Here is a 23,922-nt window from a genome sequence, read left to right as displayed (position 1 = left end):
TTATTTTTGAAGTTTTTCTTTTTTAGACAATAAAACAGTCCCAATCATCGCAACTAAAAGTAATACAGACGCAAATTCAAAAGGAACCATATATTCATTTAGTAATATTCTCCCTAATACTTTTATAGACTGAAAATCTTCGCCTGTTGAAACATACTCCCCAACAATCGGTTTTGAGTTTATAAAAATCAAGATCAAAACGATGCATATCAAACAAAAAGAAACAATAGCACCTAATCTGGTAATCCTGGGTCTGTGCACTTCTTTTTGCTCATTTAAATTCATCAACATGATCGTGAATAAAAATAAAATCATAATCGCTCCTGAATAAACAATAATGTGAACAATTGCCAAAAACTGCGCATTCAATAACAAATAATGCCCTGCAACCGAAAAGAAACAAATCACTAAATAAATAGCACTGTGTATTGGGTTTCTGCTAAAAATTGTCAAAAATGCAGTTGACAAAGTTATCGCTGATAAAACACAAAAAATAATAAGTATCGTAGACATTAGTTAGCGTTTTTAAGTTGAGCGTTTTTCATTGCCATTTCCAGCGGCATGACCAATTTGTCTTTTCCAAAGATAAAATCTTCTCTTTCATAACTGGAAGGAACCAATACTTTTGAAGTCGTCAGGTAAATGGCGTCTTTCGGACAAGCCTCCTCACACAATCCACAAAAAATACAACGCAACATATTGATCTCATATATTGACGCATATTTTTCTTCTCTGTACAAATGTTTTTCATCTGCTCTGCGCTCTTCCGCTTTCATCGTAATCGCTTCCGCAGGACAGGACAACGCACACAAACCACAAGCGGTACAATTCTCACGGCCTTCCTCGTCGCGTTTCAACATGTGCTGACCGCGATACACGGGACTCATTTCACGTACTTGCTCCGGATATTGAATCGTTACTTTTCGGGTAAACAAATGCTGAATCGTAATTATCAAACCTTTGACAATTGCAATAAGATACATTCTTTCCCAAAAAGTCATCTCCTTGTTAGAGACCTGCTTTTTTCTTCCCGATAAGGATATATTTTCTATTGACATTTTTTATTTTTATTTGAAGCTTGTTCCTGCTATTCGTTTCAATCTTTTATTTTTTAAAGAAAAAATAAAAGGATTTCCACTGCTATCAGGGCTAGGGCTTTTTCGGTACTAATTAAAATCCTAAATAAGTTGCAATTTCACTTCTCAAAATTACAATTCCGGTAATTATAATATTAATGATAGACAAGGGAATTAATATTCTCCAACCCAAATGCATCAATTGATCGTATCTGAATCTTGGAATAGTCCAACGAACCCACATATAGAAAAATATGAATCCACATAACTTGATAAACAAAGCACCAAATCCTAAAACATTGGCAATATTCACTCCCCAATTTTCAACAACCCAACTCATCCCGGGATAATTATACCCTCCAAAGAATAAAACCGCTAAAATCGTAGAAGAAATAAACATATTCGCATATTCCGCAAATAAATAAAATCCCATTTTCATCGATGAATATTCCGTGTGGTATCCTCCAATCAATTCACTTTCGCATTCCGCTAAGTCAAAAGGAGTTCTGTTCGTTTCTGCAAAAGCACAAATTAAAAATATAATAAAAGATAACGGTTGGTAAAACACATTCCAATTCATTCCTGCCTGTTGTGCCGAAATCTCTCTTAAACTCAAGGTTCCGGTCATCATCAACAAAGCAATCATCGAAAGTCCCATGGCCACTTCATACGATACCATTTGCGAAGCCGCACGAACGGCACCCATCAAAGAGAACTTATTATTAGATGCCCAACCACCAATCATAATTCCATAAACACCCACTGAAACAACACCAAAAAAGTATAACAATCCAATGTTTAAATCCGTAGCCTGCAATAAAATATCTCTCCCAAACAAATGCAACCGGTCTCCCCAAGGAATTACGGCACTCGTCATTAAAGCGGTACTCATAGCAATTGCCGGACCTACAAAAAACAAAAATCTATTTGGAGTGTTTGGCTCAAATTCTTCTTTCGAAAATAATTTTAAACCATCGGCAAGCGGTTGAAACAATCCAAAAGGACCCGCTCTGTTTGGTCCAACACGATCTTGAAGCCAAGCGGCCACTTTTCGTTCCGCCCAAGTGGAATACATTGCCATCAACATTGTCAAAGCAAAAACCGCAACAATAATGACACTTTTTTCTATGATAATAGTACTATCCATTATTACCCAAGCTTTTTTGATTAATAATGTCTTCTTCAGTCAATGGGATTTCGACCATGCTTATTTTCTTGCGGTCTTCTTCTCTACCTAAAAGGATATGATCTTCGGTAGCGATTTCCACTTTTTGCAATTTTCTGTTGTATTTATTTTGATTGATAACCGAATCTTTTTCAAATGCTCTCGGTCCTTCGATAATCCAATCTTTTATTTCTTTGTGGTCAAAACGGCATCCATTACAAATAAATTCGTCTACTTCATGGTATTCGTCTTTTCTCCCTGTAACACGTTGAATTTCGTCACCAAACATCCAAACCGTAGTTTTCCCGGAACAAGTAGGACAATCCCTGTGCGCATTATAAGGCTTGCTGAACCAAACTCTAGATTTGAATCTAAACGTTTTATCCGTCAATGCGCCTACCGGACAAACATCAATCATATTCCCAGAGAATTCATTATCAACTGCTTTTGAGATACAAGTTGATATATTAGAATGATCTCCTCTATCCATTACTCCGTGTACACGATCATCAGTCAATTGATCCGCCACCATTACACAGCGGTAACAAAGAATACAACGGTTCATGTGCAATTGAATATTTGGACCAATATTTTCTGGCTCAAAAGTTCTTTTTTCTTCGATAAAACGAGTTTCTGATTTCCCGTGCTCAAAGCTTAAATTTTGCAAATCACATTCTCCAGCTTGGTCACAAACCGGACAATCTAGTGGGTGATTGATCAATAAAAACTCGGTTACTGATTTTCTTGCTTCGGTTACTCTTGGTGAAGATTTACTGTTCACTTCCATTCCGTCCATACAACCGGTTACACAAGATGCCATTAATTTAGGCATTGGTCTTGGATCGGCTTCACTTCCTTTGGCAACTTCCACTAAACAACAACGGCATTTTCCACCGCTCCCTTTTAGTTTAGAATAATAGCACATTGCCGGCGGAACTACTTCTCCACCTATCATCCGTGCTGCCTGCAGGATGGTTGTTCCTGGTTCTACTTCTATGCTTTGACCGTCTATGGTTACTTTCATTATCTACCAATATTTAACTCCTACGGAGTATCTTAATTCTGAAATCAAAAATCGTTAATCCTCAATCTTAAATCATTTCTTTAGAAACTAAATGCTTTACTTTTTCAAAAGGTTCAGCAACAAAATGATCTCTACTTTTTATTTTTTCCGGGAAACGAATATGGTATTCAAACTCATCTCTAAAGTGACGAATTGCTGCTGCCACTGGCCAAGCTGCTGCATCACCTAATGGACAAATTGTATTTCCTTCAATTTTACTTTGAATACTCAAAAGCAAATCGATATCTTCTTCACGGCCGTGACCATTTTCTATTCGGTGCAATACTTTTTCCATCCAGCCTGTACCTTCACGGCAAGGCGAACATTGTCCACAACTTTCATGGTGATAAAAACGAGAGAAATTCCAAGTATTACGAACGATGCAAGACGTATCATTGTAAACAATAAATCCACCTGATCCTAACATAGAACCAGTTGCAAATCCACCGTCACTTAACGATTCGTATGACATCAAACGATCTTCGCCAGCGGCTGTTTTATAAATTAAATGGGCTGGTAAAACGGGAACAGAACTTCCTCCCGGTACAAAAGCTTTTAAAGGTCTATCAGAACTCATTCCGCCTAAATATTCATCCGAATTCATGAATTCGTAAACACTTAAACCCATTTCGATTTCGTAAACACCTGGGTTTTTAATATGCCCTGAAGCCGAAATTAATTTGGTTCCTGTAGAACGTCCGATACCAATTTTGGCATATTCTGCACCTGAATTATTAACAATCCAAGGCACAGCAGCAATTGTTTCTACGTTGTTAACAACCGTTGGATTTGCCCAAAGTCCTGAAATAGCAGGAAATGGTGGTTTGATACGAGGATTTCCTCTTTTTCCTTCCAATGATTCAATCAATGCAGTTTCTTCACCACAGATGTAAGCTCCGGCACCACAATGAACATAAAGTTCTAAATCGTAGCCCGAACCTAATATATTTTTACCCAAAAATCCAGCAGCTTTTGCTTCGTTAATGGCTTTTTCCAATATTTTATAAACCCACATATATTCTCCACGAATGTAGATGTAAGAAAGGTTTGCACCCAAAGCATAACTGGAAGTAATCATTCCTTCAATCAATAAATGAGGAATAAATTCCATCAAATAACGGTCTTTGAAAGTTCCTGGTTCTGATTCATCCGCATTACAAACTAAATGTCTTTGTTTTCCTGATTTTTTATCGATAAAACTCCATTTCATTCCTGCTGGGAATCCTGCTCCACCACGACCACGCAATCCTGAAGTTTTTACTTCTTCGACAACTTCGTCAGGTGTTAATGTTTTTAAGGCTTTTTCTACTGAAGCATACCCCCCGTTCTGACGGTATACTTCGTAAGTTTTTATTCCTGGAATACTTATTTTATCTAATAATATTTTTTGTGACATATTATTTATCGTGTAATATTATTTTATCGTTTTTGCAATCAGCAATTAATTGATCGATTTTTGCTGCCGTCAAATGTTCTTTGTAAAAATCGCCTAATTGCATCATTGGAGCGTAACCACAAGCACCCAAACACTCAACACCTCTAACTTCGAATAAACCATCTGGAGTAGGCTCACCCACTTTTACACCTAATTTTTCACAAGTGTAATCCATTAAATCTTCAACTCCATTCAAACAACAAGGAGAAGTTTGACAAAATTCGAACATGTATTTTCCAATTGGTCTTTGGTTGTACATCGTATAAAACGAAACTACTTCGTAAACCTCAATTGGTTTGATTAAAAGAATTTCAGCTACTTTATTCATTAATTCAATACTCAACCAATTCTCGTGAGCATCTTGAACTTCATGCAAAACAGGTAATAATGCCGATTTTCTTTTGTCTTCAGGATAATGACTTACTAATTCATTGATGCGAGTCATCAATGCTTCCGTCATATTTATTTCTTGTTTGTGATACGTACGTTCCATTTTTTATTATTTCAAATTTTGAATTATAAATTTTAAATGTTTTTGACTTTCATTCCTAATTTATAATTCATCATTTATAATTTTATTAAGCGTCTAATTCTCCGGCAATAACATTTAAACTTGACAAAATAACAATTGCATCCGATAGCAATGAACCTTTAATCATTTCTGGATACGCTTGATAGTAAATAAAACAAGGTCTGCGGAAATGCAATCTATAAGGCGTTCTACTTCCGTCTGTAACTAAATAAAAACCTAATTCCCCGTTTCCGCCTTCTACAGGATGATAAATTTCCGCAACCGGAACAGGAATTTCTCCCATTACAATTTTGAAATGATAAATCAATGATTCCATGTTTGTGTAGACATCTTCTTTTGGTGGGAGATAATAATCCGGAACGTCAGCATGAAAGTCATTTCCTTCCGGCATTTTTGCCAATGCTTGACGAATAATACTCAAACTTTCCCAAACTTCGGCATTACGAACACAGAAACGATCGTACGTATCTCCTGATTTTCCAACAGGAATAATAAAATCAAAATCTTCGTAAGAAGAATACGGTTGCGCTACACGAACATCATAATCAACCCCCGCAGCACGTAAATTTGGACCTGTAAATCCGTAAGCCATAGCTTGTTCAGCTGTTATAGCCCCTACATTTACCGTTCTGTCAATAAAAATTCTATTTCTTTCGAATAAGTTTTCAAATTCTTTCCAAGCTGCCGGAAACTCCTCTAAAAACACATCTAATTTCCTAAAAGCTTCTGGTGACCAATCTCTTTCGAAACCACCAATTCTTCCCATATTAGTAGTCAAACGAGCACCACAAATTTCTTCGTAGATTTCATATACTTTTTCTCTAAACTGGAACACGTATAAAAACCCTGTATATGCTCCGGTGTCCACCCCAAGAATTGAATTACAGATAATATGATCCGTGATTCTTGCCAACTCCATTACAATTACTCTTAAATATTGCGCTCTTTTTGGCACTTCAATATCCAATAATTTCTCTAATGTCATCCACCAACCCATATTATTTATAGGCGATGAACAATAGTTCATTCTATCCGTAAGAGGGGTGATTTGGTAAAAAGGACGGTTTTCCGCTATTTTTTCAAAAGCTCTGTGAATGTAACCAATGGTTGGTTCCGCTTCTAGAATTCGTTCCCCATCCATCAACAAGATATTTTGAAAAATACCGTGTGTCGCTGGGTGAGTAGGTCCTAAATTCAGGATAGAAAGCTCGCTTCCATCTTCGTTTAGTTGGGCTGCAATTCTTTTAGCATAGCGATGCTCTGGTGGTAATAATAGTTCTGACATTTAGTTAATGTGAAAAATTATAATAGTGAGTATTTTTAATAATTGTCTGTCGTTCTTCCAAAGAAGCGGTCATCTTTATCCGTTCTTCCGCTATCTTCCATTGGAAATTCTTTTCGCATTGGAAAAGAAATCATTTCATCCATATTCAAAATACGTTTCAATTGTGGATGACCAATGAAGTTTATCCCATAAAAATCAAACGTTTCTCTTTCCATCCAATTTGAACTTAAGAAAATATTAGATATCGTTTTTATTTCTGGATTTTCACCGTTGATAAATGCCTTGATTTTAATTCTTTTGTTTTCGTACCAATTATGCAAATGATAAACAACTGCAAATTGATGATCCACATCATTATCAGGATAGTGAATCCCACACAAGTCAGTTAAAAAATGAAAACGTAATGTTGGGTCATTTTTCAAAAAAAGAATCACCGCCGTAATTTTATCGGCAGCGACTTCAAATGAAAATATGTCTTTTTCCTGCTTGAATTCAAAAACAGCTGAATCAAATGTTTCAACTAATTTTTCTTGGATTTGTATTGTTTCTAGCGCCATTATTTATTTGATATTATAAGAAGCCAATAATTCTTGGTATTCTGGAGAACTTCTTCTTCTAACAGATTCGTTTCTTACTAGTTCCTGCAATTTCATAACACCATCAACAATTTGCTCTGGTCTTGGCGGACAACCCGGAACATAAACATCGACCGGAATTACCTTATCAATCCCTTGCAAAACAGAATAGGTATCAAAAATTCCACCCGAACAAGCACAAGCACCAACAGCGATTACCCAACGAGGTTCTGACATTTGCTCATAAACCTGACGTAAGATTGGCGCCATTTTTTTTGAAATTGTCCCCATCACCATAAGCATATCCGCTTGACGAGGAGAAAAACTCACTCGCTCCGAACCAAAACGTGCTAAATCATAATGCGAAGCCATTGTAGCCATAAATTCAATCCCACAACAAGAGGTTGCAAAAGGCAAAGGCCATAATGAATTAGCACGAGCCATTCCCACAACATCATTCAGTTTTGTAGCGAAGAAACCCTCCCCAACAACACCTTCTGGTGGCTCAACCATATTTATTTTAGAATCGCTCATTTTTTATTATTTTGAATTATAAAATTTGGATTATAAATCACAATGACACCATTTAAAATTTAGAATCCAGCTTTTAAAATAAATCTTTATTCCCACTCTAACGCTTTCTTTTTGATAATGTAGAAAAAACCTACCAAAAGCAAAAGCATAAAAATTACCATTTTAACCATTCCTTCCATTCCTAATTCTTTGAAATTGATTGCCCACGGGTAAAGAAAAATTACCTCAACGTCAAACAACACAAACAATATAGCAACAAGAAAGTATTTAACTGAAAACGGAATTCTTGCGTTACCTACTGATTCGATACCGCATTCGAAGTTTTTATCTTTGATTTCAGAGTTACGTTTAGGCCCCAATTTTCCCGAAATGAATATCGTCCCTACTACAAAACCTACAGCTAAAATAAACTGCATTAAAATTGGAATATAACTTGATTGGTCGGATTGCATATTTATAGTTGTTTTTTAAGTAAAAATAAGGCACAAAGATAACTTTCAAATTATTAAATAACAATGAAAATTTAAAAATACATCTGCACTATATCGTTGTAAATTTACAGTTTTTATTAATTATAAATAAGAAAAAAAATTATATTAAGAAGTGTTTAACGTTTTAAATTTTAACAAACTTAAACAAAGGTGTGTTATTTCAATAGTCAAAAAAGTATAAGACAAAAAAAAACGTTCCGAATAATCGGAACGTTTTAAACATTCGTAGGCAAAAAAAATTATTTTTTTTATGCTTAGATCACTGCTACTTTCGCAGCAACTTTTCCTTTTCTTCCTTCTTCTTCTTCATAGCTAACTCTGTCACCTTCGCGTAATTCTTCCGCGTTGATTCCTGATGCATGAACAAAAATGTCTTTTCCTGTTTCTTCGTCTGTAATGAATCCGTAACCTTTAGATTCATTGAAAAATTTAACTGTACCTGTACGCATTGTAATAGTAATAATAATTTATAATGGAGCAAATGTAATATTTAATATAATACGAAAGACATTCTTCTCTTTTTATTTTGTAAAAATATTGATATTCAACGTTTTCTAACAAATTTAAACGACAAACTACACTAAATTAATTTTTATATGGAGCTCTTTTAACTGGGATTCGTCAATTGCTGAGGGCGCATCTATCATAACATCTCTACCTGAATTATTTTTTGGAAAAGCAATAAAGTCCCTAATAGTTTCTTGTCCACCTAAAATCGCCACTAATCTATCCAATCCAAAAGCTAAACCTCCGTGTGGCGGTGCACCAAACTGGAAAGCATCCATTAAGAATCCAAATTGCGCTTTCGCTTCTTCCTCGGTGAAACCTAAATATTTAAACATCAATTGTTGCGTCGCTTTATCATGAATACGGATTGATCCTCCGCCAATTTCATTTCCATTCAAAACCATATCATACGCATTGGCACGAACTTTCCCTGGATTTGTTTCTAACAAATGCATGTCTTCCGGCTTAGGAGACGTAAAAGGATGGTGCATGGCATGGTAACGACCACTTGCTTCATCAAATTCCAACAAAGGAAAATCGACAACCCATAGCGGCGCAAATTCAGTTGGTTTTCTCAAACCTAATCGGGTTGCTAATTCCATTCGCAAAGCACTTAGTTGCCCACGTGTTTTGTCTGCTGGTCCAGATAGCACAAAAATCATGTCTCCCGGTTGAGCACCTGTTGTTTTTGCCCAGTTACTCAAATCATTTTGATCGTAGAATTTATCAACCGATGATTTATAGGTTCCATCTTCGTTGCATTTTACATACACCATTCCTGATGCACCCACTTGAGGACGCTTTACCCAGTCAATTAATCCATCTATTTCCTTACGGGTATAATTCCCTACTCCGGGAACAGCGATTCCCACCACTAATTCCGCAGCATTAAAAACTGGAAATTCTTTACTTTTTGCTACTTCATTCAACTCGCCAAATTCCATTCCAAAACGAATATCCGGTTTGTCATTTCCGTATGTTTTCATGGCATGTTCGTAGGTCATTCTTGGAAATTTCTCTACTTCTACACCTTTTATTTCTTTCAATAAATGCCTTGTCAACCCTTCGAAAATATTTAAAATATCTTCCTGTTCCACAAAAGCCATTTCACAATCAATCTGTGTAAATTCTGGTTGTCTGTCAGCACGTAAATCTTCATCACGGAAACATTTCACGATTTGGAAATATTTATCCATACCACCCACCATCAACAACTGTTTGAAGGTTTGAGGCGATTGTGGTAAAGCATAAAACTGTCCTTCATTCATTCGAGAAGGAACAACAAAATCTCTTGCTCCTTCCGGAGTAGACTTAATCAAATAAGGCGTTTCCACTTCACAAAAATCCAAATCTGAAAGGTACTTGCGCACTTCCATCGCTACTTTATGACGAAAAAGCAAACTGTTTTTCACAGGATTTCTTCTAATGTCAAGGTAACGGTATTTCATTCTAATATCTTCACCACCATCCGTTTCATCTTCAATCGTGAAAGGAGGCGTCAACGAAGCATTAAGAATATTAAGTTCTGTAACTAAAATTTCTATTTCTCCTGTAGGAATATTTTTATTCTTTGCTTCACGCTCAATAACAGTTCCTTTTACCTGAACCACAAATTCACGCCCTAAGGTTTTTGCTAATTCGAAAACCGTTTTGTCAGAACGACCTTCGTCGAAAATTAATTGCGTAATTCCATAACGGTCTCGCAAATCAACCCAATTCATAAATCCTTTATCACGAGATTTCTGAACCCAACCGGCAAGCGTAACTTCTGTTTTAATATGTGAGGCGTTCAATTCGCCGCAATTATGACTTCTATACATGATCCAAATTTTAGATTATTTCATCTGTTCGCCCTGTGGGCTCGGGTGCAAATTTAGGACTAATTATGAATAATGAATTGAGAATAGTGAATTTTTACACTATTGTTTTTTACTTCAATTTATTTTCCAATGTTAAGCTTTTGTCTAATGTTATTAAATTGTTATCAAAAAGTTTTTTTAATGTAAAGTATTCGTTAATTTTGGTGAAGAAATATAAATATTAAAAACTATAGATATGAAAAATTGTATTATTTTAGTTGCAATGTTGTTCTCAGGGATGATTTTTGCACAAGAATCAAAACCAGTATTGGAACCTTTTGGCAAAAAGGTTAGAGCAACTTACTTTTTTGAAAATGGACAAGTGCAACAAGAAGGTTTTTTTGAAAACGGAAAATTAGAAGGTGTTTGGGTTTCTTTTGATGAAAAAGGAAATAAAACTTCATCTGGTGAATATACAAATGGCGTTAAAACCGGCAAATGGTTTTTTTGGTCTGAAAAAGGCGACAATGGCTTTAGTAATTTAAGTGAAGTTGATTATTCCAACAACAGAATAGCTTCTGTTAAAAACTGGAAACAAGAAGCAATAGTTAACATAGACTAAAGACTAATTCTTACTTTATAAAAAAGCTTTCGCCTAAAACGAAAGCTTTTTTAGCTTTTTTCTGTTTCGACAAAAATATTATTCATTGATATATTGGCTGGAAACAAAATTTAAAAAGGTTTTAAAACCAGCACTATATTTCTTTAAATTTACAGTGTAATAAAATGCTCCTTTTTTTGAATTAAGCATATCTTTATCTTCCAACTTTTCCAACAATTTTGTAGACAACAACTTCCTGTTGAAATTTCCTTTATCAAATTCCATGTTATAGACAGCCTCATAAAGGCTCTGTAATTGTGGCATGGTGAATTTATCCGGCAACAATTCAAACAATAGTGGATGAAGCGCAGCCTTATAACGCAATTTTTCCTTGGCCAGCTCGACAATAGCAGAGTGGTCAAAAATTAATTCGGGTAATTGATTAATAGAAAACCAAGCAGGATGATAGTCTTCATTGATTTGTTGATTGTATTTTTGAATATCAATTAAAGCAAAGAAGGCTACAGAAATGATTCTCTCCGCACCACCTCTTTTGGGTTCCGAAAAACAATGCAACTGTTCCATATACAAGCCATCTAAGCCGGTAAGTCCTTTAAGTACGCGAACCGCTGCTTCTTCAGCACTTTCATCATCTTCTAAAAAACCTCCTACTAAACTCCACTTCCCTTTAAATGGTTCAAAACTTCTCTTTATAACTAACAATTTTAAATCCTGACCATCATATCCGAATATGATGCAATCAACCGCAAATGAGAAATTTTTTTCTTTTAAAAGCCCCTTCATACCAATTAAATTTTATATACACCCCTTTAAAATCAAAAGCCCTTTAGTTAAACATTTCAATTGATTAATCACTAACTGAAAAACTTAACTAAACGGCATTTTAATCTGATTACAATAGTAATCAAAAAACTAGTTTTTTAAAATAATATTACCAAAACTTAGCATACAAAGCAAAAATAATCAATAATGTGATTACAATCAATACTGTTGTTTGAGGTTTTACCTTAAACATTTCGGCATCTAATTCAAATGCTTTAGGATTTACTTTTGGACCAGCGAAACTTATTCCAATCATAAGAAGCATTGTAAACATAAATGATAATCCCATACAGATGTGAAACGGTATTTCAAATCCACCTTTACCATTTGTGTAAGCTGTGTAAAGCAATGTTTCATTACCAAATAAAGCTGGCGCAAATTCATTAAATAAAACAGATAATAGAAAACCGGCTATAACACCTACTATTGCTGCAGTACCAGTAGTTCTTTTCCAGAACATCCCAAGGAAAAACATGGCAAATACTCCCGGACTAATAAAACCTGTGTATTTTTGAATGTAAGTAAAACCACCCACACCACCAATACCTAATAAATCATTCCAAGTAAATAAAACCGCAAGAAGCATGGCTGCAAAAATAGCATATCTTCCTATGTTTACCTGAGCTCTATCTGTAGCATCTTTTTGAATGTATTTTTTGTGAACATCCAACGTATAAATAGTAGAAATACTGTTTACTTTACCAGCTAACGAAGCTACAATAGCCGCAGTTAAAGCTGCTACCGACAACCCTTTTAGACCGGTTGGCAAGAAAGTTAACACTGCAGAATAAGCACCGTCTTTTCCACCTACTAACTGAGGCAAATGTCCATTTTCGTATAAAACGTAAGCGGCGATACCTGGCAACATAACAATAAGTGGCATTAATAATTTTAAAATACCTGCAAACAAAATACCGGTACGGGCAGTTTGTAAATCAGCTCCTAATGCTCTTTGCGTAATGTATTGGTTACACCCCCAATAATTAAGATTGATAATCCAAATACCCGCTAAATAAGATAGCATTCCAGGAAAAGTAAGGTATTTATTGATATCGTTTTGTGATGAAGCCGCAGTTGGCTTAGGAATAATCATTTTGAAATGTTCTGGTGCTTCTCTCATCAATACTTTGAAACCTGCAATAGCATTTTCGCCCACTCCAAAATAGTGTCCAACCGTAGTCAAAGCGATATAAGAAGTAACCAATCCACCTATTATTAAAACTGCAACCTGAATTACATCAGTATAAGCAACAACTTTCATTCCTCCTAAAGAGATCAACAAGGCAAAAACAGCAAGACCTACCATAATCACATGTAAATATTCACCTCCGGCTAATCCATTAATAGCTACAGCTCCTAGATATAAAATAGAAGTCAAGTTTACAAATACATACAGGAATAACCAAAAAACAGCCATAATTAAAGCAGTTGATTCATTATACCTTGTTTTTAAAAATTGAGGCATCGTGTAAATCTTGTTTTTTAAATAAACAGGAATAAACCAAACGGCTACAATAATCAAAGCAATAGCAGCAACCCATTCGTAAGCAGCAACAGCGATTCCTAAAAAGAATCCTTCTCCACTCATCCCAATAAACTGTTCTGCGGAAATATTAGAAGCAATTAAAGAAGCTCCAATCGCCCACCAAGTCAATGTTCCTTCTGCCAAAAAATAAGCTTTGGCATCGTGTTCATTTTTTTCACGTTTGCGATAAATGGTATATCCATAAGTGGATACCACAATAAAATAGATAATAAAAACTGCGTAATCCGCAAAAGCGAGGTTCTGGTTCATGAGTAATTTGTTTTTTAGAAAATTAATATAAATAAATGAGATTATTGTTGTGGGTTATTTCTTTTTTTAGTGATTAATTGAACTGTTTTTATATTTACCACTGTTCAACATCCTATGCGTAAAATTATTATAAATTAAATAATGCATTATAAATTATGATATATGTTTTAATTTCATAATTTTTTTATGAATTACGAAAGTCAAAAGTAAAATAAAAAACTTTATTAACATCATTTACAAATGTATTTTTTACATTTATTATTGTTAAATAAGTTAAATTCTAAAAAGAATGTAATTAACTCGCTAATTTATAGAGCTCTTTCGCAATTATTTTTTGTTTGTTAATTGATTTCATCAGCTATTAATAGCTTTTTATTATTAACTAATTATTATTCCTAACTTTTTGCTCCCATTTCCAGGCACTTGCTATCCCTTCTTCCAGAGTTGATAGTGTTTTCCAACCAAGAATACTGTTCGCTTTATCAGTATTGGCGTAAGCCGAAATCACATCCCCTTCCCTTCTAGCAACAATTTTGTATGGCAATTTTTGTCCGCTTACTTTTTCGAAAGCATTAATCACTTCCAAAACAGAACTTCCCGTACCGGTTCCAAGATTAAAAATTTCTATTTTATCTAAATTCTTTTTGTCAACTAACCTTTGCAAAGCAATAACATGCGCTTTTGCTAAATCAACAACATGAATATAATCCCGTACACAAGTTCCATCAGGTGTTGGGTAATCATCTCCGTAAACGGATAATTCTTTTCGCAATCCAATTCCTGTTTGGGTAATAAATGGCACCAAATTTTGCGGAGTTCCAATAGGTAATTCCCCAATTTCTGTTGATGGATGTGAGCCAATAGGATTAAAATAACGCAATAAAATAGCATTTATACCACTTACTTTTGTAACATCAGTAATGATTTCTTCGCCTATTTGTTTCGTATTTCCATAAGGAGACATTGCAGGTTTAACCGATGCATTTTCGTTAATAGGCATCGTCTCGGCTTGACCATAAACAGTGCAAGATGAACTAAAAATAAAATGAGCTTCTGGTTTTTGTTGCAATTCCTGAAGCAAATAGATTAAAGTATTAATATTGTTTTCATAATACAACAATGGTTTTTCGACACTTTCACCAACCGCTTTAGAAGCTGCAAAATGAATTACACAGCTTACATCAAAATGTCTTTTGAAAAAATCCTGAACCGCTAATTTCTCTCTCAAATCCAGCTTTTCAAAAACAGGTGTTTTGCCTGTTATAGCAACTATTCCTTTTAAAACTTCTTCAGATGAATTTGAAAGATTATCGATAATAACAACTTCAAAACCTTCATTTTGTAATTCAACAACAGTATGCGAACCAATAAAACCTAAACCACCAGTAACTAGTATTTTCATATTTTACTTTTATAATGAACATCTGACTGTTCTTTTAATACCGTAGCACTCTTTTCTGGAGTAATATCTCTTTGCGACTCGCCCATCATTTCGTAACCTACCATAAATTTTTTTACAGTTGCAGAACGCAACAATGGCGGATAAAAATGCATGTGAAATTGCCATTCCGGATGAGATTCCCCATCGGTTGGTGACTGATGAATTCCTGACGAATACGGAAATGAAGTTTCAAAAAGATTGTCATATTTTGTAGTCAATTGTTTTAAAATCGTCGCAAAAGCAGTTGTTTCTGCTTCAGTAAAATCAGTTATTTTCCCAAAATGACGCTTGCTGATTATAATTGTTTCATAAGGCCAGATTGCCCAAAAAGGAACTAATGCCACAAAATGATCATTTTCACTTACAATACGTTCGTTCAGTTTTAATTCTTCTTTCAAATAATCCTGTAAAAGATTGCTTTGATGTTTGTCGTAATAGGCTTTCAGATTATTTTGTGTTTTCTCCACTTCCGTTGGCAAGGACGATTGTGCCCAAATTTGTCCATGCGGATGTGGGTTACTGCAGCCCATTACACTTCCTTTATTTTCAAAAATCTGAACGTGATTAATATAATCAACAGTACCTAAATCCGTATATTCTTTTTGCCAAGTCTGAATGATGTTTTCAATTGCAACAACAGGCATTTCCGGTAACGTCAAATTGTGTTTTGGAGAAAAACAAACCACTCGGGAGATTCCTCTTTCTGGTTGTGCTTTGAAAAAAGTTTCATTTTTATTTTCTTCAAATGCAATTTCTTCTTGCTTTAAAGCGGCAAAATCATTTTCAAAAACAAAAGCGTTTTCATACGCTGGATTTACCTCACCATTCGCTCGAACATTCCCTGGACATAAATAACAAGTCGGGTCATATTCTGGAAGTGCGTCTGATGTAACGGTTTCATTTTGACCTTGCCAAGGTCTTTTTGAACGGTGCGGAGAAACCAAAACCCATTCATTGATTAACGGATTATATCGTCTGTGCGGATCTTCGTTGATGTCAAAATTTTTCATTCTAATTATTGTTATAAAGTGATGTTCCGTTACCGATTTTAACATCATAAATTTTTAATTCTATCCCAAAAGTATCAAAATAAAGTGCCGAAAGTTTCTTTTTAACACCCTCTTCATGCCCCTTTTTTATTAAGTTGATTGTACAACCACCAAAACCACCGCCCATTAGTCGGGAACCAATTACAGCTTCTTCTTTTTTAAGCGTGTCAACAATCATATCTAATTCAGCGCAACTTACTTCATAATCAAGTGATAATCCTTCGTGAGTTTCGAACATTAGTCGGCCTAACGTTTCGATATTACCGCTATCTAAGGCTTTACATGCTTGGACAACACGATTGATTTCTTTTACTACAAAAAGGCTTCGTTTGAAAACTGCAGCACTCATTTTGTCTTTCAAACTATTCACTTGATTTTCGGTGCAATCTCTAAAACTATTGATTTTTGGATAATTTTTTTTAATAATAGCGATACCTTCTTCACATTGCTGTCTTCTTTCATTATAAGCCGATGTCATCAAAGAATGTTTCACATTACTATCGAATAAAATCAAAGAATAATCACTGAAATTAGCATCATGGTATTCATATTCCAAGGTTCTGCAATCAATTTTTATCACTTTATTTTCTTGTCCCATGACACTCGAAAACTGATCCATTATCCCACAATTAATACCAACCCAATGCTCCGCTTTTTGTCCCATTAGTGCGATATCTATTGGCTTTATATTTAAATTAAAAAGCTCATTAATTCCAAATAAAAAACCACATTCTAAAGCTGCAGAAGATGACAAACCAGAACCAACGGGAATATTACTGCTAAAAACACAGTTAATGCCTTCGAACTCAAAATTATTTATTTTCAATTGATTAACTACACCACGAATATAATTAGTCCAAACATTATCCGTCAATTCCATTGAAGCAGTAACGTCCATTTCAAATTCATCGTCAAGATCTATCGCAATTATTCTTGATGTATTTGAATTGCTTTTTTCGAAAGCAAAACAAATAATTTTGTCTATAGCTGCTGGCAAAACATATCCGTCATTATAATCTATATGTTCACCAATTATGTTAATTCTTCCTGGAGAAAGCACTATTTTTTGTGGTTCAGTACCAAATGTCTCTTCAAAAAAAGCGGTCGTTCTTTTAATTAAAATATCATTCATTGTTTAGAAATTGTAAGTGTTCCTTTTTGAAATTTATGGAACTTGATGTTATTTTTATTAGTTTTTTTATCAAAAAGATTGAAACTTATAAATCGTTTTGTGATTATAGGTCTCCTCTTTTTTCAAAACTGAATTCGGAAAATGTTGCTGATTCGGCGCATCAGGAAAATTTTGCGTTTCAAAACAAATACCGCTCAATGAATGATAATCCACATTTTCTTTCCCTTTTATCGTATTGAAACAATTACCGCCAACATATATGTGAACTCCTGGTTGATTCGTATAAACCGCCATTTTTAGATTATTCTTCTTATTGAAGAGCGAAGCTGCAAATTCATTTTCTTTTTCCAGAACAAACGTAGTGTCAATTTTTGAAGGACATTTTTTTGGTTTACTAAAATCAAAAGAAGAATTAGCAGTGTTTATGAACCCTCCAGTTGGGATATTTTCATTTGTTGTCTCTAACATTTTTTCGGAATTTACAATCAATTCCTGTTCTAAAATATCGGATTCGTGACCATCAAGATTAAAATAATTGTGATGTGTTAAATTCACAATTGTGTCCTGAGTAGTGTTTGCTTTGTATGCTATAATCAATTCGTTTTCCTCAGATAAAGTGTAAGTTGCCATAACTGATAAATCTCCTGGATAATTCTCTTCATTATTAGGACTGAAATACGACAACGTTATTGATGGGTTTCTACCTTCATTTACATTCTCGACCTTCCAAATTTTTTGGCTAAACCCTGTATTTCCACCATGCAACGAATGATTATTATTGTTTCTATTTAAATGGATTTTTTTTCCTTTCAAACTAAAAGCACCATCCTTTATTCTTCCGGCAAACCTGCCGACAGTTGCTCCAAGATAAGGAGCACTTTCTAAATCAAATGATTTTATATAAGCCTCTAAAGTGTCAAACCCCAAAACTACATCCACCATTTTACCGTTTTTTAATGGCATTTTCAATGATGTAATAGTAGCACCATAAGTAACAACCTTCAATTGCATTCCATTTTTATTAGTTAATTCATAAGAATCAACAGCTTCGCCATCAACCATCAAGCCAAACAATTCCATTACAGATTCAGTCATAAAATGTGATATGTATTTTATTTTGATTATTTTTTTATGAAATATGAAAAACCAAAAGTAAAATAATTACGCATATAAACATACCAGTACCTACCAGTTTTTAATATATTTGCAAAAACCATTTCTTTATGAAAATCATAACCGTTCAAAATAATCAGGGTATCCCAAAATACAAACAAATCATTTCTTCTATTGAAAAGACCATAGAAGATGGTTATTTAAAAAAGGATGAAAAGCTCCCCTCTATAAACAAAGTATGTCTCGAATTTTCATTATCCAGAGATACTGTTTTACAAGCCTATGATGAGTTGAAAAAAAGAGGGATTATCTACGCTATTCTTGGAAAAGGATACTATATAAAAAGTACAGAAGTCAGAATAAAACAACGGATATTTTTACTTTTTGAAGAGCTAAATATTTTCAAGGAAGACCTTTACAATTCCTTTTTAGAAAACATTGGAAAAGACGTTCAAGTAGATATTTTCTTTCACCATTTTAACATTCAAGTTTTCCGAAAACTAATAAATGACAGTAATGGCAACTACACAAAATATATTATAATGCCTACAAACCTAGTTGAAGCAGCTTCAATTATAAAAACCCTACCAGTAAATGAAGTAATCATATTAGACCAAACCAATTCCGAATTAAAAGACTATCCCGCTATTTACCAGAATCATAAAAAAGATATTTATAACGGGTTACTAAAAGGAAAATCTAAATTAAGCAAATACGAAAAACTGATTATGATTTTTCCAGGATTCAGGGAGCCATTAGGCATGAAAATGGGTTTCGATAATTTTTGCAAAGACTACGCTTTTAATTATGAAGTAATCACTGAATTTAAGAATCGGGAAATAAAAAAAGGCGAAGTGTATATCATTCCCAGTGATAGGGATTTAGTTCTTGTAATCGAAAAAGCAAAGCTTCAAAACCTAAAAATAGGCAGTGATTTTGGTATAATTTCCTATAATGAAAGTCCATTAAAAAAAATTGTCGAAAATGGTATAACCACAATTTCAACAAATTTTGTAGCCATGGGGAAAATTCTAGCTGAGATGATTCTGAAAGGAAAAAAAGAACAAATTGAAAACAAGAGTGCCTTGATTATTAGGAATTCTTTATAAAAAATAATTCCCTTATTTACATTCATAATTTTAAAAAAATATAAATACCATTTTTTATTGGCAAAGAAAATATGGTTCTCATTAAAAAAAAGCAAGAAAAATAATTTATTTGTTATTGTAGAATAAATTTATATATATTTGCAAATGTATTTTTTACACTTATTATTAATTCCTACGTTAAACCCTAAAAAACAGCATTTTATTTGACCAACTTAAAAAGGACTGGTTACAAATAATCAAACACAACAATACTTTTAAAGCTATTAGCATGTTTAATATTGAACCAACCATTTCAGAGCCAAACCATTTGGAAATGATTTAGAAACTTTAGAATCTCTATGTTGGAATAACTACAATAAAAACGAATCATGTATTTTTTCTAATTACAAGAAAACTATTATAATTAAATTATGAATAAAAAAATTGACCAATTAGCAGCCAATAATATAAGAGCACTTGCCATTTCAATGGTAGAAAAAGCAAAGTCAGGACATCCCGGAGGTGCTATGGGCGGTGCCGATTTCATGCATATTTTGTACACTGAATATCTGAATTTTGATCCTACAGAAATGGATTGGACTTTTAGAGATCGTTTCTTTATGGATGCCGGACATTTATCTGCATTAATGTATTCTCAATATTATTTATTGGGTAATTATAAAAAAGAAGATCTTCAAAATTTTAGACAATGGGGTTCTGTTACACCTGGCCACCCAGAAGTAGATGTACTCAGAGGTATTGAGAATACTTCAGGTCCTCTTGGACAAGGGCATGCTATGGGTGTGGGAGCAGCAATTGCAGCGAAATTTTTAGATGCAAGATTTAAAGGACTCTTCAATCATAAAATATACGGTTTCATTACCGATGGTGGTGTACAGGAAGAAATTTCTCAGGGAGCAGGAAGAATCGCAGGACATTTAGGATTGAATAATTTTATTATGTTTTATGATTCTAATGATGTGCAGCTTTCTTCTATGACCCATGAAGTCACCTCTGAAGATACTGCAATGAAGTATGAAGCTTGGGGATGGAATGTAATAACTATAGATGGTCATGACCATGCACAAATCAGAAAAGCGCTGAATGAAGCGCACGAAGAATCAGAAAAACCCACTTTGATAATTGGAAAAACAATTATGGGAAAAGGTACTGTTACTGCAACCGGCGACATGTATGAAGGTGAATGTGAATTACACGGAAAACCAATTGGTGAAACCAAAGCAGATTATACAAAAACACTTATCAATCTAAATGCAAATCCTGAAAATCCATTTGCCATTTTTGAAGAAGTTGAAACGCATTATGCCAAAATACTAGCAATAAAAGCTGAAAAATCAGCCTATAAAAAATTGCAAATTACAACTTGGAGAAAAGAGAATACGGAATTATCTCAAAAGATGGATTTGTTTTTATCTGGAAAACTACCTGAATTAGATTTAAGCAGTGTTATCCAAAAACCCAATGCGGCCACAAGAGATGCTTCTTCAGCAGTACTTGCGTATTTAGCAGAAAACGTGGAAAACATAATTGTTTCATCGGCAGATTTGTCTAACAGTGATAAAACAGATGGATTCCTAAAAAAATCATCCATATTACAAAAAAATGATTTCAATGGAGCCTTTTTACAAGCTGGAGTTGCGGAACTGACCATGACGGCTATTGCCAATGGAATCGCACTTCATGGAGGCGTTATTCCTGTGGTGGCCACGTTTTTTGTGTTTTCCGATTATATGAAACCTGCCATTAGATTAGCAGCAATTCAAGAACTACCGGTAAAATATGTTTGGACACACGATTCTTTCCGAGTGGGTGAAGACGGACCAACGCACCAACCAATTGAACAGGAAGCACAAATCCGTTTAATGGAAAAAATAAAGAACCATTCTGGAGACCAAAGTTTATTGGCGCTACGCCCAGCCGATGCAATAGAAACTTCGGTAGCTTGGAACATGGCCTTAAACAATACCAAAACACCGACTGGCCTAATTCTTTCCAGACAAAATATTAAAGACATTCCTGCGCAAGGAACGTCAAGATACGAAGAGGCAACCGAAGCTACAAAAGGAGGTTATTTAGTGAAATCTACGCAAAATCCTGACATTACTTTAATCGCAAATGGATCAGAAGTTGCCACACTTTTAGAAGCAGCTATTATATTAGAAAAAGAGATAAATCTAAAAATAAACGTAGCGTCAATTATATCCGAAGGTTTATTCAAACAACAATCAAAAGCGTACCAAGACAGTATCATTCCAAAAGGAACGTTAGTATTTGGACTTACAGCCGGACTTCCGGTAAATCTTGAAGGCTTGATTGGCGATAGTGGAAAAGTGATTGGATTGGATCATTTTGGCTATTCAGCCCCCGCAACTGTATTAGATGAAAAATTCGGATTTACAAGTGAACATGCTTGTACAGCAATCCTTAAATATATTGAAGAAAGTAAATAAATAAACAACCAAAAAAACTAAATAATAAAAGACATGAAATTTTTTATCGATACCGCAAATTTAAAAGACATAAAAGAAGCCAATGATTTAGGAATCCTAGACGGCGTAACCACTAACCCATCGCTAATGGCAAAGGAAGGAATTACGGGAGCTGACAATATTATTGCTCATTATGTGAAAATATGTGAGTTGGTTGATGGTGATGTTAGTGCCGAAGTGATTTCAACTGATTTAGCAGGAATGATTGCCGAAGGAGAAAGATTAGCAGCTTTGCACCCTCAAATCGTGGTAAAAATCCCGATGATTAAAGATGGTATAAAAGCGATAAAATACTTTTCGGACAAAGGAATCAGAACCAACTGTACTTTAGTATTTTCTGCAGGTCAAGCGTTGCTTGCTGCAAAAGCCGGAGCCACTTATGTATCCCCTTTCATTGGTAGATTAGATGATATTTCTACTGATGGAATGGCATTAATTGCTGAAATCAAATTGATTTACGACAATTACGGTTATGAAACACAAATTTTGGCGGCTTCAGTACGTCACGTCATGCATATTTTGAATTGTGCAAAAATTGGAGCCGATGTAATAACAGGCCCATTAAGCGCTATCGAAGGATTACTGAAACACCCACTTACGGATAGCGGCTTAGCTACTTTTTTGGCTGATTACAACAAAGGGAATAGTTAATACGAATCTTTAATCTTTTAGAACTGCCCTATTTTAGCCATTTTATATAGGATGGAAGTTTTAATTTATAGGAAATAATCTAAAATCTTGAAATTGTAGTAAATCAAAGAAAATAAGATTATTTCTTCCCATTTTTACTTAATTACACAAAAAAAGGAAGTCTCACATAATGGAGGCTTCCTTTTTAATTTCCTGAAATAATGAACTACCTTCTTATTCAAAAAGTTGATTTCAGATTAAAACTTAAAACTATTTATAAGTTCAAAACAAAATCATTCAATAATTTTGCATCATATTTTTCTTTGTCAAATGTATATAGATAGGACCCTTTTCTAGAAGACATCATATCCTTCTCCTCTAATTTCACAAGAATATCTAACGAGTTTATTTTACTGATAAAATTTCTCTTATCCAGTTCTTTGCTTAAAATAGCTTCGTATAATTCCAACAATTGACGCATCGTAAATTTCTCCGGTAAAAGCTCAAATCCAACAGGCTTAATAGAAGTTCTATAACGCAATCTTCTAATGGCGTGTTCTACCATCGAATCATGGTCAAAAATTAGTTTAGGAGCTTGAGCAACACTAAACCATTGGGCATGATAATTTTGAGTCAATTCGGCATTATGATTTTCAATATTAATCAAAGCATAATAAGCGACAGAAATGGTTCTTTCTACCGGATCCCGATTTATTTCACTATACGTATACAATTGCTCCATGTATATATCTTGAAGTCCAGTATAGTTATCAAGTATTCTAATAGCTGCACTATCCAATACCTCATCTTTTCTAAGAAATCCCCCCATTAAAGACCACTTCCCTTTTTCAGGTTCAAAATCTCTTTTAATCAAAAGTATTTTTAATCCTTCATGATCAAATCCGAAAATGATACAATCTACTGCTAATAAAACCTTGTCAGCAGAACTATAACTATTTAACATACTACGCTTTTTAGGGTAAATATATAAACTTCCTTTTAGGTTTCATAATTTTATTAATGTAGATTTTACACTTAGTGATTCCAAAAATCAAAACAGAAAACCCAGATTTGTAATCCGACTTTTTCCCATTTCGTTCGATTAAGATGATTATTAACGATTTATTGTTGTAGAATTTGGCCCTTTTATTAAAAAAGACAAGCCGTAAACAATCTAAAAGTTAACTATTTCCCTCTTTTTTTAAAATAATTAAGAAAGGTGATTTTTTATATAATTGTTGGTTTTTTGAAGCAAAGC

Annotated in this window: 23 protein-coding genes; 4 read left to right on the top strand and 19 right to left on the bottom strand. The window is 34.2% G+C overall.

The window, feature by feature from the left end:
• The 12 genes from ACM55M_RS03440 to aspS form a co-directional block, all read right to left on the bottom strand.
• A complete protein-coding gene (locus ACM55M_RS03440) occupies positions 1-513 on the bottom strand; it encodes an NADH-quinone oxidoreductase subunit J family protein (protein ID WP_416856095.1) in 513 nt (170 codons plus the stop codon).
• Entirely contained in the window at positions 513-1,058 is a 546-nt protein-coding gene (locus ACM55M_RS03435) for a NuoI/complex I 23 kDa subunit family protein (RefSeq protein ID WP_416856094.1), read from the bottom strand. The genes ACM55M_RS03440 and ACM55M_RS03435 overlap by 1 nt, the downstream gene beginning before the upstream one ends.
• Positions 1,059-1,170: 112 nt before the next feature.
• Positions 1,171-2,223: an NADH-quinone oxidoreductase subunit NuoH gene (gene nuoH, locus ACM55M_RS03430; RefSeq protein WP_416844871.1), complete on the bottom strand. Its 1,053-nt coding sequence runs from the start codon at positions 2,221-2,223 to the stop codon at positions 1,171-1,173.
• Positions 2,216-3,265, bottom strand: a complete 1,050-nt coding sequence (locus ACM55M_RS03425) for an NADH-quinone oxidoreductase subunit G (protein ID WP_416856093.1) — start codon at positions 3,263-3,265, stop codon at positions 2,216-2,218. Before ACM55M_RS03425 ends, nuoH begins: the two co-directional genes overlap by 8 nt.
• Before the next feature lie 67 nt (positions 3,266-3,332).
• Positions 3,333-4,700, bottom strand: coding sequence for an NADH-quinone oxidoreductase subunit NuoF (gene nuoF, locus ACM55M_RS03420; RefSeq protein WP_416856092.1), 1,368 nt, complete (start codon positions 4,698-4,700; stop codon positions 3,333-3,335).
• Between the two features lies 1 nt (position 4,701).
• Entirely contained in the window at positions 4,702-5,232 is a 531-nt protein-coding gene (locus tag ACM55M_RS03415; protein WP_416856091.1) for a complex I 24 kDa subunit family protein, read from the bottom strand.
• A gap of 85 nt (positions 5,233-5,317) precedes the next feature.
• Positions 5,318-6,556 carry an NADH-quinone oxidoreductase subunit D gene (locus ACM55M_RS03410; RefSeq protein ID WP_416856090.1) on the bottom strand — a complete coding sequence of 413 codons (1,239 nt, stop codon included), beginning with the start codon at positions 6,554-6,556 and terminating at the stop codon, positions 5,318-5,320.
• Positions 6,557-6,591: 35 nt separating this feature from the next.
• Positions 6,592-7,113: an NADH-quinone oxidoreductase subunit C gene (locus ACM55M_RS03405; protein WP_039110431.1), complete on the bottom strand. Its 522-nt coding sequence runs from the start codon at positions 7,111-7,113 to the stop codon at positions 6,592-6,594.
• Positions 7,114-7,116: 3 nt separating this feature from the next.
• Complete coding sequence (locus tag ACM55M_RS03400; protein ID WP_035668744.1) at positions 7,117-7,665, bottom strand: NADH-quinone oxidoreductase subunit B; 549 nt, start codon at positions 7,663-7,665, stop codon at positions 7,117-7,119.
• An 86-nt stretch (positions 7,666-7,751) separates the two neighbouring features.
• A complete protein-coding gene (locus tag ACM55M_RS03395) occupies positions 7,752-8,117 on the bottom strand; it encodes an NADH-quinone oxidoreductase subunit A (protein ID WP_416842472.1) in 366 nt (121 codons plus the stop codon).
• A 293-nt stretch (positions 8,118-8,410) separates the two neighbouring features.
• Entirely contained in the window at positions 8,411-8,605 is a 195-nt protein-coding gene (locus ACM55M_RS03390; RefSeq protein WP_007137066.1) for a cold-shock protein, read from the bottom strand.
• Between the two features lie 126 nt (positions 8,606-8,731).
• Positions 8,732-10,483: an aspartate--tRNA ligase gene (gene aspS, locus ACM55M_RS03385; RefSeq protein WP_416856089.1), complete on the bottom strand. Its 1,752-nt coding sequence runs from the start codon at positions 10,481-10,483 to the stop codon at positions 8,732-8,734.
• A 235-nt stretch (positions 10,484-10,718) separates the two neighbouring features.
• Between aspS and ACM55M_RS03380 the strand changes: the two genes are divergently transcribed.
• The gene (locus ACM55M_RS03380) at positions 10,719-11,084 is read left to right on the top strand and encodes a toxin-antitoxin system YwqK family antitoxin (protein ID WP_416856088.1); all 366 of its coding nucleotides are present in this window, start codon (positions 10,719-10,721) and stop codon (positions 11,082-11,084) included.
• Positions 11,085-11,162: 78 nt separating this feature from the next.
• On the opposite strand, the gene ACM55M_RS03375 is transcribed toward ACM55M_RS03380, so the two are convergent.
• The 6 genes from ACM55M_RS03375 to ACM55M_RS03350 form a co-directional block, all read right to left on the bottom strand.
• Positions 11,163-11,867 carry an NUDIX hydrolase gene (locus tag ACM55M_RS03375; protein ID WP_416856087.1) on the bottom strand — a complete coding sequence of 235 codons (705 nt, stop codon included), beginning with the start codon at positions 11,865-11,867 and terminating at the stop codon, positions 11,163-11,165.
• Between the two features lie 148 nt (positions 11,868-12,015).
• Positions 12,016-13,701 (bottom strand): sodium/sugar symporter, encoded by a 1,686-nt coding sequence (locus tag ACM55M_RS03370; RefSeq protein WP_416856086.1) that lies wholly within the window; start codon positions 13,699-13,701, stop codon positions 12,016-12,018.
• Positions 13,702-14,083: 382 nt separating this feature from the next.
• Positions 14,084-15,103: a UDP-glucose 4-epimerase GalE gene (gene galE, locus ACM55M_RS03365; protein WP_416856085.1), complete on the bottom strand. Its 1,020-nt coding sequence runs from the start codon at positions 15,101-15,103 to the stop codon at positions 14,084-14,086.
• Positions 15,100-16,152, bottom strand: a complete 1,053-nt coding sequence (locus ACM55M_RS03360; RefSeq protein ID WP_416856084.1) for a UDP-glucose--hexose-1-phosphate uridylyltransferase — start codon at positions 16,150-16,152, stop codon at positions 15,100-15,102. Before ACM55M_RS03360 ends, galE begins: the two co-directional genes overlap by 4 nt.
• Before the next feature lies 1 nt (position 16,153).
• Positions 16,154-17,323 carry a galactokinase gene (gene galK, locus ACM55M_RS03355; RefSeq protein ID WP_416856082.1) on the bottom strand — a complete coding sequence of 390 codons (1,170 nt, stop codon included), beginning with the start codon at positions 17,321-17,323 and terminating at the stop codon, positions 16,154-16,156.
• Between the two features lie 69 nt (positions 17,324-17,392).
• Positions 17,393-18,418 (bottom strand): aldose epimerase family protein, encoded by a 1,026-nt coding sequence (locus ACM55M_RS03350; RefSeq protein WP_416856080.1) that lies wholly within the window; start codon positions 18,416-18,418, stop codon positions 17,393-17,395.
• Between the two features lie 128 nt (positions 18,419-18,546).
• On the opposite strand from ACM55M_RS03350, the gene ACM55M_RS03345 reads away from it, so the two are divergent.
• From ACM55M_RS03345 to fsa, 3 genes are all read left to right on the top strand, one after another.
• On the top strand, positions 18,547-19,545 hold the full coding sequence (locus tag ACM55M_RS03345) for a GntR family transcriptional regulator (protein ID WP_416856079.1): 999 nt from the start codon (positions 18,547-18,549) through the stop codon (positions 19,543-19,545).
• A gap of 410 nt (positions 19,546-19,955) precedes the next feature.
• Complete coding sequence (locus ACM55M_RS03340) at positions 19,956-21,995, top strand: transketolase family protein (protein ID WP_416856078.1); 2,040 nt, start codon at positions 19,956-19,958, stop codon at positions 21,993-21,995.
• Between the two features lie 33 nt (positions 21,996-22,028).
• Positions 22,029-22,685: a fructose-6-phosphate aldolase gene (gene fsa / locus ACM55M_RS03335; RefSeq protein ID WP_416856076.1), complete on the top strand. Its 657-nt coding sequence runs from the start codon at positions 22,029-22,031 to the stop codon at positions 22,683-22,685.
• A 253-nt stretch (positions 22,686-22,938) separates the two neighbouring features.
• Here the strand turns inward: fsa and ACM55M_RS03330 are convergent, their stop codons facing one another.
• Positions 22,939-23,628 (bottom strand): NUDIX hydrolase, encoded by a 690-nt coding sequence (locus ACM55M_RS03330; RefSeq protein ID WP_416848283.1) that lies wholly within the window; start codon positions 23,626-23,628, stop codon positions 22,939-22,941.
• Positions 23,629-23,922 lie beyond the last annotated feature (294 nt).

Origin of the sequence: Flavobacterium galactosi (genome assembly GCF_048158585.1) — a bacterium.
Taxonomy (GTDB): domain Bacteria; phylum Bacteroidota; class Bacteroidia; order Flavobacteriales; family Flavobacteriaceae; genus Flavobacterium; species Flavobacterium galactosi.
Note: the sequence above shows the minus strand (reverse complement) of the source record. Positions and strands in the feature narration are given on the sequence as shown.